At 73.4% G+C, this 13101-nt stretch carries 9 protein-coding genes and 1 pseudogene; 5 read left to right on the forward strand and 5 right to left on the reverse strand.

Translation table 11 applies throughout. The features are described 5' to 3' along the window. Positions 1-11 precede the first annotated feature (11 nt). Positions 12-221, forward strand: a complete 210-nt coding sequence (locus E4N62_RS24365; protein WP_033526179.1) for an MbtH family protein — start codon at positions 12-14, stop codon at positions 219-221. A gap of 69 nt (positions 222-290) precedes the next feature. Here the strand turns inward: E4N62_RS24365 and E4N62_RS24370 are convergent, their stop codons facing one another. From E4N62_RS24370 to E4N62_RS24380, 3 genes are read right to left on the reverse strand one after another with little or no spacing between them, the layout of a single operon-like run. Further along, a complete protein-coding gene (locus E4N62_RS24370; RefSeq protein ID WP_230217712.1) occupies positions 291-1358 on the reverse strand; it encodes an iron-siderophore ABC transporter substrate-binding protein in 1068 nt (355 codons plus the stop codon). Beyond that, positions 1358-3478 carry an ABC transporter ATP-binding protein gene (locus E4N62_RS24375; protein ID WP_230217714.1) on the reverse strand — a complete coding sequence of 707 codons (2121 nt, stop codon included), beginning with the start codon at positions 3476-3478 and terminating at the stop codon, positions 1358-1360. Before E4N62_RS24375 ends, E4N62_RS24370 begins: the two co-directional genes overlap by 1 nt. After that, positions 3475-5208 (reverse strand): ABC transporter ATP-binding protein, encoded by a 1734-nt coding sequence (locus E4N62_RS24380; protein ID WP_230217716.1) that lies wholly within the window; start codon positions 5206-5208, stop codon positions 3475-3477. The genes E4N62_RS24375 and E4N62_RS24380 overlap by 4 nt, the downstream gene beginning before the upstream one ends. A 239-nt stretch (positions 5209-5447) precedes the next feature. Between E4N62_RS24380 and E4N62_RS24385 the strand changes: the two genes are divergently transcribed. From E4N62_RS24385 to E4N62_RS24395, 3 genes and pseudogenes are all read left to right on the forward strand, one after another. Next, entirely contained in the window at positions 5448-7040 is a 1593-nt protein-coding gene (locus E4N62_RS24385) for an amidohydrolase (protein WP_230217718.1), read from the forward strand. A 290-nt stretch (positions 7041-7330) separates the two neighbouring features. Then, complete coding sequence (locus E4N62_RS24390; RefSeq protein ID WP_230217720.1) at positions 7331-8011, forward strand: hypothetical protein; 681 nt, start codon at positions 7331-7333, stop codon at positions 8009-8011. A gap of 180 nt (positions 8012-8191) precedes the next feature. Further along, positions 8192-8489, forward strand: a pseudogene (locus tag E4N62_RS24395) (two-component sensor histidine kinase); the annotation flags it as partial. 49 nt (positions 8490-8538) lie between these two features. Here the strand turns inward: E4N62_RS24395 and E4N62_RS24400 are convergent. Then, positions 8539-10986: a SpoIIE family protein phosphatase gene (locus tag E4N62_RS24400; RefSeq protein WP_230217846.1), complete on the reverse strand. Its 2448-nt coding sequence runs from the start codon at positions 10984-10986 to the stop codon at positions 8539-8541. A gap of 669 nt (positions 10987-11655) precedes the next feature. Between E4N62_RS24400 and E4N62_RS24405 the strand changes: the two genes are divergently transcribed. Beyond that, complete coding sequence (locus E4N62_RS24405) at positions 11656-12120, forward strand: RpiB/LacA/LacB family sugar-phosphate isomerase (RefSeq protein ID WP_230217723.1); 465 nt, start codon at positions 11656-11658, stop codon at positions 12118-12120. Here E4N62_RS24405 and E4N62_RS24410 read toward each other — a convergent pair. Continuing rightward, positions 12092-13096, reverse strand: a complete 1005-nt coding sequence (locus E4N62_RS24410) for a serine/threonine-protein kinase (RefSeq protein WP_230217725.1) — start codon at positions 13094-13096, stop codon at positions 12092-12094. The two genes, E4N62_RS24405 and E4N62_RS24410, sit on opposite strands and share 29 nt — an antisense overlap. Positions 13097-13101: the final 5 nt, after the last annotated feature.

Raw genomic sequence — 13101 nt, forward strand, 5'->3', positions numbered from 1 at the left:
AGAGGAGTGGCATGAGCAACCCGTTCGAGGACCCCGAGGGCACCTATCTGGTGCTGGTCAACGACGAGAACCAGCACAGCCTGTGGCCGGACTTCGTGGACGTGCCGGCCGGCTGGCGGGTGGTCCACGGACCCGACTCGCGGCAGTCCTGCCTGGATCACGTCGAGACCCACTGGACGGACATGCGGCCGCGCAGTCTGGCGGAGTCGATGGACGGCTGACACCAGGTGCACGAGAGGGGGCCGGTCGGTGACCGGCCCCCTTCGTCGTGCCGCGCTGTCGCCGCCGCGTCAGGAGGCGGGCTGCTCCACCTCGGTGTCCGCCTTGCCGTCGACGGCCGCCGCCAGCTGCGGGGCCAGCCGCTCCACCACGTACGGCAGGCTGAGGACCGAGACGAAGGACGTGGCGTTGCCGTAGTCGCTGCTCTCGTTCACGAAGACCTCGCGGCCCTCCTTCACGACCTTCAGGTCCTTGTAAGAGGCGTCCTTGTGCAGCTTCGCGGCGTCCTTCGCGGGGTCGCCGACGATCCACACGACGGCGTCCTGGTCGAGCAGGTCGGTGCGCTCCTTGCTGATGTTCGCGCCGAACTTGTCGCCGATCGCCTTGTCCAGGTCCGTCGGCAGGGCGAAGCCGAGGCCGGTCAGCAGACGGGACCGGGCGTCCTGGCTGCCGAAGACGAACATGCCCTCGTACGGGGTCGCCATGACCGCCGAGGCGCCCTTGAAGCCGGGGTTGTCGTCGGCGGCGGCCTTGATCTTCACCTCGGTGTCGGCGACCGCCTTCGCGGCCTCCTCGGGCTTGCCGAGCGCCTTGCCGATGGTCTCGGTCTGCTCCTGCCACGGGACGCCGTAGTCGTTGTACGCCTTCGGCTGGGCGACCACGGGCGCGAACTTCGACAGCGACTCGTACTGTTCCTTGGTCAGTCCGCCGTACACCGCGAGGATCAGGTCGGGCTTGAGGGCGGCGATCTTCTCCACCTGCGGGCCGGTGCCGGTGTCCTTCAGGACGGTCGGCGCCTCGGCGGAGCCGAGCTTGTCCTCGGCCCAGGGGCCGATGGCGCCCTGGTAGCCGCCGAGCCATTCGGTGGTGCCGACCGGGACCTTGCCGAGGGCGAGGACCGCGTCCTGGTCGGTGAGGCCGACGGTGACGATCCGCTTGGGTTCGGCCTTGATCGTGGTGCTGCCGTACTTGTGGTCGAGGGAGACCGGGAAGGCGGAGTCACCGGAGGAGGTGCTCGCCTCCGCGCCGGCGCCCGACGCGTCGTCGGAGTCGGAGCCGCCGGCGCACGCGGTGGCGAGGAGCAGGGTGGCGGAGGCGAGCACGACGGCGAGCCGTGGCGCTCTGCGGGAGCGGAACATCAGCGGTCCTTCGGTTCGGGTTTCTGCGGAGCGGTGCGTGTGGGGGTCTCGGGGGCCGGCCGTGGGCCGGTGTCGCGGGCGTCCGACCAGGCCGCCCAGAGGGCGGCGTAGGGGCCTCGCGCGGCGTGGAGTTCGTCGTGGGTGCCGCTCTCGACCACGCGGCCGTCCTCCATGACGACGACGCGGTCGGCGGTCGCCGCCTGGCTGAGGCGGTGGGCGACGATCAGCGCGGTCCGGCCGTCGACGGCGCGGGCGACGGCCTTCTCCAGCGTGCGGGCTCCGGCGCTGCCCGCCTCCGCGGTGGCCTCGTCGAGGATCACCAGGGGCGGGTCGGCGAGGATCAGCCGGGCCAGGGCGAGGGCCTGGGTCCGTTCGCCGCTGAGCTGGTGACCGCCGTCGCCGACGACCGTGGCGAGGCCGTCGGGCAGGGCCTCGGCCCAGGCCAGGGCGTCGACCCGGTCGAGCGCGGCGCGCAGTTCGTCGTCGGTGGCGTCGGGCCTGGCGAGCCGCAGGTCGTCGGCGAGGGGGCCCGCGAAGACATGGGTCTCCTGGGTGATCAGGGCGATCGTGCGGGAGACGGCGGAGCCGAGTTCGGTGGGCGGGACCCCGCCCACCAGGACGGCGCCGGTGGTGGGTGGCTGAATGCCCGCGACGAGTCGCGCCAGGGTGGTCTTGCCGGCTCCGCTGGCGCCGACGAGGGCCACGCGTTCGCCGTGGCGGATCGTCAGGTCGATGTCGTGCAGGACGGCGTGGCCCGGCCGGTAGGCGTGGCCGAGCCCCCGGACGGTGACGTCGACACCGCCGGCCGCGACGGTGCGTGTCGGGGGCGGGGCCACGGGTTCGTCGGTGACGCCGACGAGCCGGGCGAGGCCCGCCGTGGCCGACTGGGCGTCGTCGAGGAGGGCGAGGGCCGCGTTGACGGGGCCGAACAGGCTGTGGAAGTACAGGGCGGCGGCGGTCGCCGTGCCGATGCTGGCGGAGCCGTCGCGGACCAGCCAGTAGCCGGTGACGAGGACGGCGGCGAGCCCGATGTACTCGGCGATGTGCAGCCTGCTGTAGAAGCCGAGGACGAGCCGCAGGCCCCGCATGGTCAGCGCCACCACGGACCACGACCGTTCGGTCACCCGCTCGGTGTGCTCGCGGCCCAGACGGAACGCCCGCACGGTGGAGCTGCCGCCGATGGTGTCGAGCATCTGCTGCTGCTGGGCGCCGGCGGCCACCCGCTGCTCGGCGTAGAGCGGGATGGCGCGGGCGACGTACCAGCGGGCTGTGGCCGCCTGCACGGGGACCGCGAGGAGCGCGGCCAGCAGGAACCGCCAGTCGAGCAGGGCGAGGGCGCCGAAGGTGAGGACGATGGTGAGCACCGAGCGGCCGAGCGCGGGCAGCGCGTTGCGGACGGCGTCGGCGATGAGGGAGACGTCGGCAGTGACCCGGGCGGTCAGATCGCCGGCGCCGGCCTTCTCCACGCGGTCCAGAGGGAGGGCCAGGGCGCGCTCGACGAAGCGTTCGCGCAGCCGGGCCAGGGTGGTCTCGCCGAGCCGGGCAATCTGCGACAGCCCGAACCCGGCGGTGACGCCCTGCGCGACGGCGACGGCCACGAGGAGCGCCGCGGTGGCGGTGATGGCGTCGGCGGACCCCCGGTCGGCGGCCAGGTCGACGATCCGGCCGAGCAGGGGCTGCACGAGCAGGCCGAGGGCGGTGGACCCGACCATGACGGCGAACGCGGCCACCGCCAACCGCCGCTGCGGCCGCAGAAGTTCGGCGACCGCGGCACGCGTACGGGCGTGCGTGGCGACGGGCAGCAGCACGGGTCCGGCTTGGTCACTGCCCCGGGAGTGGGCCTCGACGGCTCCGACGCCGTGGCCGACTTCCCCGGCTTCGGCGACGCCCACGGCCTCGTCGGGCCGGACGGTTCCGGCGTCGTCCGCGGCCACGACCGACCGGACGTCTTTCCCTGCGTCCGCGCCCTCGGCGGGCGGGCCGGCTTCGGCGAGCGCTGCCGCGTCCCGGCCTCGGAGGACTCCCCCGGCGCCCCCGGCTCCCCCGGCTCGCGCGGTCTCGGCGTGTCGAGGGGCCTCCGCGGCCTCGTCGGTCCCCGCGGATGCGGCGTGATCGGTCATGTGAGGACCGCCGTCCGGTAGTCGGCGCACTCGTGGGCGAGGCGTTCGTGGTCGCCGGTCGCGGTGACCCGGCCTTCGTGGAGGAGGACGACACGGTCGGTGACGGCGAGCAGGGCGGGGCTGTTGGTCACCAGGAGCGTGGTGCGTCCGCCGCGGACGTCCCGGACGCCGGCGGCGATGCGGCTCTCGGTGACGGCGTCGACGGCGGTCGCCGGTTCGTGCACGACGAGGACCGGCGCGTCGGCGGCCAGGGCGCGCGCCAGGGCCACGCGCTGGCGTTGGCCGCCGGAGAGTGAACGGCCGCGCGCGGTGACGGCGGTGTGCACGCCGTCGGGCAGCGCGCGGGCGACCTCGTCGGTACCGGAGGCGGCCATCGCGGCGGTGACGGCCGCCGTCGCGGAGTTCGTCGCTCGTGTCGGCACGGTGGTGCCGATCGCCGCCGTCACGTTGTCCAGGACCGTTCCCTCGAACAGGTCGGCGTCGTGCTCGGCGACGAGCATCGCGGCGCGGACGTCGTCCGGTCCGAGAGCGGTCAGCGGGGTGCCGTCCAGTTCCACGGACCCGTCGTCGGGGTCGGTGTGGCGGCCGAGGCAGCGCAGCAGCGCCGTCGCGTCGGCGGGGTCGGTGGTGGCGACGCCGACGGTCTCGCCGGGGGCGATGTCGAGGTCGACCCCGCGCAGGGGGCCGTGGGTGAGGCCGCGCAGGGTCAGCCGTCCCTCGACGCCGACCGCCGGGAGAGCCTCGGCGGGCCCCTGCGCGGGTACGGCCCCGGGGGCGTCCAGCACCTCGGCGATACGGGCGGCGGAGGCGCGGCCCTGCGCGAGTTCGGTGTTGATCCACGCGAACTCGGAGAGCGGGCCGACGATGAACAGGGCGAGCCCCACGGAGGAGACGAGTTCGCCGAGGCCGATGTCACCGCGTGCGGCGAGCCGTCCGCCGACGAGGGCGACCAGGGCGATGAAGGCACCGGTGAGGATGGTGACGACACCGTTCTGCCAGGCCTCGGCGCGGGCGGCGCGCAGGGTCGCGGCGAGGGAGTCCTGGCTGACGCGCCGGTAACGGGCGACGGCCGCCTGCTCGGCACCGATGCCCTTGAGGACGCGCAGTCCGGCCACCAGGTCGGCGGCGACTCCGGAGGCCTGTGCGGCGCGGTCCTGTTCGGTCTCGCTGCGCCGTTCCAGGGGCTTGCTCAACAGGTGTCCCAGCCACAGCAGCAGGGGGGTGCCCAGGAGGACGAGCAGGCCGAGGACGAGCGAGACGCGCAGCAGGGCGACCGCGCTGACCACGAGCCCGGCGGTGGCCGCGCAGGCGACGATGAGGGCCATGGCCACGGCCCCGACCCGCTTGGCGTCCTCGGTGGCGATGTTCGTCAACTCGCCGGGCAGTCTTCCCTGTTCGGCGCCGCCCTCGGGTGCGAGGACTCGGCCGACGAGCGCGGTCCGGAGGTGGTGCGCGGCGGTGACGGCGGCACGTTCACCGGCCCGCGCGCTGAACCGGAAGCTGAAGGAGAGCCCGACGTACACGGCGGCCAGGACGAGCAGCCACAGCAGCAGTCCGGGGATGTCGCCGTCCACGGCCCCGCGTTCGATGGCCAGTCCGATGAGCACCGGCACCAGGGCCTCGCCCGTCTGGTGTCCCATCCCCAGGACCGAGCCGAGCAGGACGTCCCGACGCTGTCCGCCGACCGCGCGCCACAGGACGTTCCGTCCCGGTGGGTCCGCTTTTCTCACGCAACACTCCGGACCGGTTTCGCCAACACAGGAGACGCACAAGGAAACTTAGGTAAGGCTAACTACATTTGCCTTCCTGGGCCAGCCCCGAGACGTCTTCGAGACCTGAGCGGCCTCCTCGAAGGCCAAGGACATCAGCCGAAGCGACCGTCAACTCGCAGACGCGGCAGGCCACTTCACAGCCACTTCACTCATACGAGACACACCGGGCGCACCGCCCCGACCGGAAGGACCCGTCCATGCTCAGCACCAGGATCACCAACGCCCGCATCGTCACGATGGATCCGGACCACCCGGCCGCCCGGGAGCTCGGGATCTGGCGGGGGCGCGTCGTCGGTCTGGACGAGGACGTGGCGGGCCTTCCGGCGCGGCGGACGCTGGACCTGGACGGCGCCACCGTGCTCCCCGGCTTCGTCGACGCCCATGTGCACCTGGCGTGGGCGGGCCTGAAGGCCAAAGCGCCCAGTGTCGCGCCGAGTCGGCGCGCCGACGACGTGCTCCGGGTGGTCGCGGAGGCGGTGGCCGACGCTCCGGCCGGCGGCTGGGTGGACTTCGGCGGCTACGACCAGCGCACCCTCGACCGCCCGCTCACGGCGCGCGACCTCGACACCGTCAGCGCCGGTCGCAAGGTGTGCCTGGGTCACCTCTCCGGGCACGCCTGCCTCGTCAACTCGGCGGTCCTCGCGGGGCTTCCGGCGGAGGTGGCCCGGCCGGACGGCTTCCTCGCGGAGGGCGCCATGGGGGCCGCGCTGCGCTCCCGGCCGCCGCACTCGCTCGCCGAACTGGCGACGGCGATCGAGCACGCCGCCCGCGTCTGCCGTTCCGAGGGCATCACGGGGTGCGCCGAAGCGGGCGTCGGGGCACGACTGTTCGGGCACAGCCCCATCGAGGGCGCCGCGTACCAGCTCGCCCACGAGTCGGGCCGACTGCCGCTGCGGGTACGGCTGATGGTGGCCGCCGACGCGCTGCGCCCGGTGCGCGCGGACGCCGAGGACACCACGAGCCGGGCGATCGACCTCGGCCTGCGCACGGGCTTCGGCGAGGGCGCCCTCTCCCTCGGCTCGCTCAAGATCTTCACCGACGGCGGCATGATGGCTCGTACGGCGGCCCTGACCAGCCCGTACCTGACCCCCGAAGGCTCCGGTGGCTTCGGTGGCTCCGGTCAGCTCATGCACGAGCCCGAGGTCCTGGGGAGCACGATCGTCGAGGGACACCTCGCGGGCTGGCAGCTCGCCGTGCACGCGATCGGCGACCGGGCGCTCGACGTCGCCCTGGACGCGCTGGAGAAGGCCCGGAAGCTGAGCCCCCGCCCGGAGGCGCGCCATCGCGTCGAGCACGCCGGACTGGTCCGCCCCGACCAGCTGCCCCGGCTGGCCGCGCTGGGGGTCACCGTCGTCATCCAGCCGTGCTTCCTGCGCTACTACGGCGACGACTACGGCGACGACTACGCGACGGTCATGGGCGAGGACCGGGCCGGCTGGCTGTACCGGGGCCGGGGCTTCCTCGACCACGGTGTCCGGGTCGCCGGCAGCTCCGACCGCCCGGTCGCGAACGGCGCCCCGCTGCGGGCGATCCAGTTCATGGTGGAGCGGGCCTCGGAGTCCGGCCGCCTCATCGGCCCCGGCGAGGCGATCACGGTCGAGGAGGCGCTGCGCGCGTACACCGTCGAGGCCGCCCGCGCCTGCCACTGGGACGGCGACGCGGGCAGCATCACCCCCGGCAGGCGGGCCGACCTCGTCGTGCTGGGAGACGATCCGCGCCGGGTGGACGTGTCCCGGATCGGGGACATCGAGGTGGTGCGGACGTTCGTCGAGGGCGAGGACGCGTACTGACGGCTCGGTGAGCGCCGGTCGGACCGGCGGACGCCGGGTCAGATCGGTGGGCGACGGGTCGGATCGGCGGGCGCCGGGCCGGGATGCTGCGCAGGAAGTCCGCCGAGGGCACGAAGCACATGGTTCCGGAGCCGTCGGGGCCGATGCGGCAACCGCGCGGCGCGGTCACCCCGATGATGAACGCCACAATCCCCCACGCCAGGAAGCCGGTTGGTGAAGTGCGGTCCTTTTTGTATACGTGGAGAGTCGGACGCCCAATACTTTGTGCGCAGACGTCACCGGGGGGCTCCATGAAGTGGTTCCGACACGACCGTGCGCGGCGACAGGCCCCCGTGGTGCCGCCCTCCGAGGTCGGCAGGAGCGACGAGCCGCCCCGGCAGGCGCCCCCGCTGCTGACCGCCGGCGATCCGGCGCTCCAGCGGATCGATGGTGACGGCGACACGGTCGCCCGGCTCACCACCGGGACGGGTCCGGTCATCCTCGACATCACCCACTCGGGGAACGGGCATTTCGTCGTGGACACCCTGGACGGCAGACTGCACTCGCAGAGTCAACTCGTCTACACCGACGGCCCCTTCTCGTGCCGCGCCCTGGTGAACGCCGACGACCGGCCGGTGCGGGCGTTCCGCGTCCAGGCGGACGGACCGTGGACGGTCGACGTGAGCCCGCTGTCGAGCGCGCTGCCCTGTGCGGGCCACACGCGGCGTCCCGCCTCGGACGTGCTGCGCCACACCGGCGGGCCCGGGATCGCGACGCTGCGGTACGAGGGCGATCCGCGCTCCGACGACGGCGGGTACTTCCTCGTCGACACCTTCGAACCGGACGGCACCGGCTTCCTCGACGAGTTGGCCAACCGCGTGGGTCCCTGGCAGGGCGAAGCCGCGCTCACCGGCCCCTGTCTCCTGTACGCCCGCTCCGACGGACCGTGGTCGATCGTCGTCCGGCACCTGGATCCGCCCGCCTCGCCCTGACGGCACCGGCGCCCGAACCTGCTCCTGGCCACCGCCCGATGCCGACCACCCGACCCCGAACCCGACCGCGCCACCGCCCGCCCCGGTGGAACCGCCGACGCGTCCGGGCCGACCACCGCCCCCGATCACACAAGCGGATCACCCTCTTTTACTTCGGTAGGGTTGCCCGGAGGGTACCCGGACACCAAGAACGCCGCCCGCACCATGGCTCCCCGAGCGTCACCACCCTCGACGAACTCCGCACCATGGTCACCCTGCTCCGCGCCTCCGGCGGCAACACCACCGAACTCGCCCCCCAACGCGCCCTCTACCGCACCGTCCAAGAAGCCCTCACCAACACCCCGCCCACCCGCCCCTCTCCCTCCCCGGATCACGACAAGGGTTCGTCGGACTACGAGAACGAGCCGACATCCTCCACCGCACCCTCAACGCAGGCCCCACCACCGAAGGCGGCTACCGCGTACGACTACAGGTCCCCTCAGCGCCGTCTGACGACCTTCAGGACCGGAAGCCCCACCGGCCGTCCGTCAGATGGGGGTCTCGGTGCCCGGCAGGGGCTGCTCGGCCCAGATCGTCTTGCCGACGGAGGTCTGGCGGCTGCCCCAGCGCTCGGCGATCTGGGCGACGAGCAGCAGTCCGCGTCCACCCTCGTCGAAGACGCGGGCACGTCGCAGGTGCGGGGCGGCGCTGCCGCCGTCGGAGACCTCGCAGACGAGGGCGTCGGCGCGGATGAGTCGCAGCCGGATGGGGGCGTTGCCGTAGCGCATCGCGTTGGTGACCAGCTCGCTGACGATCAGTTCGGTGGAGAAGTCGAGCTCGGCCAGTCCCCAGGCGTCGAGTTGCTCGCCGGTCTCCCGGCGTGCCCCCGCGACGGCCGCGGGGTCCATGGGCAGCTCCCAGGTGCGTACCCGGTCGGCGCCGAGCGTGGCGGTCCGGGCCAGGAGCAGGACGATGTCGTCGGCCGGGGGGTCGGGCTGCACCTTGCGCAGTACCTCGTCGCAGGTACCCTCCAGGTCGCTGGCCGGGCAGCGCAGCGCCTCGGTGAGCAGGTCGAGTCCGACGTCGACATCGCGACCGGGAGCCTCGACGAGGCCGTCGGTGTAGAGGGCGAGCATGCTGCCCTCGCTCATGTCGACGCGGGCTGCCTCGAAGGGCAGTCCGCCCAGGCCGAGCGGTGGCCCGGGGGGCAGGTCCAGGATCTCCGCCGTGCCGTCGGGGCGCAGCAGAACGGGGGGTGGATGGCCGGCCCGCGCCAGGTCGCACACACCGGCGACGGGGTCGTAGACGGCGTAGAGGCAGGTGGCCCCGACCTCGCCCGAGGCTTCCTCCGACGCGCGTCGCGCGTCCGGGCCCTCCTCCCGGTCGAGGCGGATGACCAGGTCGTCCAGGCGGGTGAGCAGCTCGTCGGGCGTGAAGTCGGCGTCGGCGAGGGTCCGTACCGCGGAGCGCAGCCGCCCCATCGTGGCCGAGGCGTGCACACCGTGGCCCACCACGTCGCCCACCACCAGCGCCACCCGTCCCCCGGACAGGGAGATCACATCGAACCAGTCCCCTCCGATCTCGTCCCCCGGGCCGGCCGGCAGATAGCGGTAGGCGAGGTCCACGGCCTCCACCTCGGGCAGCCGCTCCGGCAGCAGACTCCGCTGGAGGGCGAGCGCGGTCCGGCGCTCACGGGTGTAGCGGCGGGCGTTGTCGATGCTCACGGCGGCTCTCGCGGCGATCTCCTCGGCGAGCACCAGATCGTCCTGGCTGAAGGCGTCCTCGGTGCGGTGGCGCATCAGCTGCATCACGCCCAGGGTGACACCCCGGGCCCGGAGCGGCACCATCAACACCGAGTGGATCTTGAATCGCCGTATGTTCTCGGCGCGGCCCGGCACGGCCGCCGTCCACGCACGCAGCAGCGGGTCGCCCGCGCTGTGGTGGCTGCCCCGGCCGGTGATCAGTGCCTGGGCCGGTGGAGAGCCCGGCGGGTGGATGTCGGTGTCGCCGGTCGCGACCACCGATTCCGGGCATCCACGCAGCACCGACCGCTGTGCGGTGCGGCGGCAGACGACCGACGTGTCCGGGGGCACCGGCTGCGGCTCGTGGCCCTGGACGACCGACTCCAGCAGGTCGACGGTGGCGAAGTCGGCGAACCCCGTCACCGCCACCTCGGCCAGTTCCTCGGCGGTCCGGGTCACGTCGAGGGTGCTGCCGATACGCACGCTGGCGTCGTTCAGCACGGCCAGGCGCCGACGGGCCCAGTACTGCTCGGTGATGTCGATGACCAGGGCCGACAGTCCGAGCACGGCGCCCGCCCTGTCCTTCACCGGGGACAGGAACAGCGACCACGCGTGGTCGCGGACCTCGCCGGAGGCGCGGAAGGGCTGCTCCTCGCGGAAGATCATCTCGCCGGTGCGTACGACCTGGTGCTGGAGCCGGTCGATCTCGTCCAGGGGCGGGGTGGGGTAGATCTCCCACAGCGTCTGCCCCCGCATCTCGTCCGGGTTCAGCCCCATGGCCTGGCTCATGACCTGGTTGCAGGTGACGAACCGGGCCTCGCTGTCGTAAATGGCCACGGGCAGCGGAAGCTGTGCGAGCGTGAGGTCCCACAGCTGGGCGGATCCCGCGTCCGTCGGCCCGGCGGAGTAGGTCACCGCCGCCGGACTGACCACCCAGTGGATCCTGCCGCGCGCGTCCAGCAGGGGCGTGCCCCTGAGCCGCACGGTGACCCGGTCGCCGTCCCGCCTCCGCAGGGCGAGTTCACTCACCCAGGGCTCGCCGGCGGCCAGGTGACGTCGCAGCGCGCTGGGCAGCCTCGCGGCGCGCAGATGGGCGGCCGGTCGGCCCACCACGTTCTCGGGCTCGTACCCGAGCAGCCGCCCGGCCCCGGCGCTCCACACCAGGACGACTCCGCGGTCGTCGACGACGACCGCGAAGTCGTCGGGGGCGGTGGTTCCCTCTGCTCCTGTGGTCGTGTCGGGCTCGTTGTCCATGGGTGTGCACCCCGACGTCGTTCCTGCCGCTTTCCAGCACGGCGCTGCGCGCCCACCGGGGGCGCTGCCTCCAGCATCCCGCCGCCGGGCGTCCCGCTCAACCGAGGGCCCGGCCGACTGCCGCGACGGCATGAGGTCGGCCGGGCCCTGCGAGCGGAGTGATCGGTCAGCCGACACGGGTACGGCCTGCCGGACTCCTGCGGTGTCCTTCGGAGCCGTGGCCGGTGCCGTGCGGCGCAGGCTCTTGAGGCCGATGGCCACGGCCGCGGTCACCAGGGTTCCGGCGGCGATGGCGACGGCGAGCATCAGCGGCTTGCCGAGATGGTCGGCGGCGAGGAAACCGCCGTAGGGGACGGCCATGCCGGAGCCGAAGTGCATGGTCAGGACGCCGGTGACGGCACCGCCGGCCATGGTGGCCGGGATCCCCCGCAGCGGGTCACGCAGAGCGAGGGGGATCGCCGCCGGCGCTCGACGGCGTTCCGCGTGGACAGCGGATCATCTCCGCGGGCGCGGGGAGCACTGCGTGACGGAGAGCGTCCAGGCCGGGCTGGAGGGACCATCCCCGCGGCCTCGGGGACACTCCTGCGCGGTCGGCTTGGTGCGGCACCGCTGGGGACCATCCACATCCGGGCACACCACACTCATCAGGGGCCGGGTAGCCTCGGGGGCATGCGGATCTCCGTCTCCTCCGACATGGACGAACCTCTCGCGCGTCTCCTCGTCGCGGAGTTGCGCGGCCGGGGCCACGACGTCGTGACGCACGGTGCGCTGCGCGCCGGCGACGACCCACGGTGGGCCGTCTGCTCCGAGGCTGCGGCGCGCGAGGTCGCCTCCGGCGCGTCCGACCAGGCCGTCGTGTGCTGCTGGACCGGCACGGGCGCGTCGATCGCCGCGAACAAGGTGCCCGGTGTACGAGCGGCCCTGTGCACGGACGCCTACACGGCCGACGGCGCCCGCCGGTGGAACGACGCCAATGTGCTGGCGATTGGGTTGCGGCTGACCTCCGAGCCACTGCTCAAGGAGATCCTGGACGCCTGGTTCGCCGCCGAGGCCGGCTCGGACGCCGACGACCGGGAGAACGTGGCGCACATCGAGCGGCTCGACGTCAGTCGGGGTGCCGGTCGGACCGGATGAACACGGGTGCGGCCCACCGGGGCGGCTCGGGCGGGGCGTCGTGCGGTCCGGACCCGGCCGGTGCGACCGCCCGGGTCGGCGCGTGCCCCGACGGGAAGCCGCGTGCGGTGCCGGCGGCCCGGAGCGCCGCCACGAAGGAGAGGCAGGAGTCGTACCGGTCGTCCGGGGACTTGGCCAGCGCGGTCGCCATGACGTCGTCCACCGCGCGCGGCAGATCGGGGCGCACGCCGGTCAGCGGCGGCGGCTGGTCGTACTGGTGGGCCCACAACAGGGCCATGTCGTCGTCCCGTTGGAACGGCGGCCGGCCGGCGAGTGTCTCGTGGACGACACAGGCGAGGCTGTAGACGTCGCAGCGGCCGTCGACCGGCTTGCCCGAGATCTGCTCCGGCGCCACGTAGTCGAGGGTCCCCACGAACTGGCCGACGGTGGTGAAGCCCGTCAGGGACAGCGACTTCTTCGTCAGGCCGAAGTCGGTGAGGTAGACGTGCTCGGGGTGGTCGCTGTCGGTGCCCCGCGCGACCAGGATGTTGCCGGGCTTGACGTCCCGGTGGACCAGGCCGTGGTCGTGCGCCGCGTCGAGCGCGGAGGCGACCTGGGCGGCGATGCGGGTGGCGGTCGTGACCGGCAGCGGCCCCTCCCGGTCCAGCAGGTGCCGCAGATCGCTGCCGGCGACGTACCGCATCGCGATGTAGAGGACGCCGTCCGTCTCGCCCGCCTCGAAGACCGGCACGATGTGGGGGTGGTCGATCGCGGCGGCCACCCGTGACTCGTGGGTGAAGCGGCGCCGGAAGGTGTCGTTGCGGGCCAGTTCCGGGGCGAGCAGCTTCAGGGCGACCGTCCGCTCCAGCCGGAGGTCCCGCGCCTGGTAGACGACGGCCATCCCGCCCCGGCCGATCTCGCGTTCGACGCGGTAACCGGCGATCTGCCGCCCGACCAGTTCGGAGGGACGCCCGACGTACGGCTGCGTCTCACTCATCACGG

Source organism: Streptomyces sp. MNU76 (assembly GCF_020982545.1).
In the GTDB taxonomy this organism is placed as follows: domain Bacteria; phylum Actinomycetota; class Actinomycetes; order Streptomycetales; family Streptomycetaceae; genus Streptomyces.

Coding starts and splice junctions, on each gene's coding strand:
- E4N62_RS24385 (WP_230217718.1), top strand. CDS start 5,448: ATGCTCAGCACCAGGATCACCAACGCCCGCATCGTCACGATGGATCCG.
- E4N62_RS24390 (WP_230217720.1), top strand. CDS start 7,331: ATGAAGTGGTTCCGACACGACCGTGCGCGGCGACAGGCCCCCGTGGTG.
- E4N62_RS24375 (WP_230217714.1), bottom strand. CDS start 3,478: ATGACCGATCACGCCGCATCCGCGGGGACCGACGAGGCCGCGGAGGCC.
- E4N62_RS24365 (WP_033526179.1), top strand. CDS start 12: ATGAGCAACCCGTTCGAGGACCCCGAGGGCACCTATCTGGTGCTGGTC.
- E4N62_RS24400 (WP_230217846.1), bottom strand. CDS start 10,986: ATGGACAACGAGCCCGACACGACCACAGGAGCAGAGGGAACCACCGCC.
- E4N62_RS24405 (WP_230217723.1), top strand. CDS start 11,656: ATGCGGATCTCCGTCTCCTCCGACATGGACGAACCTCTCGCGCGTCTC.
- E4N62_RS24370 (WP_230217712.1), bottom strand. CDS start 1,358: ATGTTCCGCTCCCGCAGAGCGCCACGGCTCGCCGTCGTGCTCGCCTCC.
- E4N62_RS24410 (WP_230217725.1), bottom strand. CDS start 13,096: ATGAGTGAGACGCAGCCGTACGTCGGGCGTCCCTCCGAACTGGTCGGG.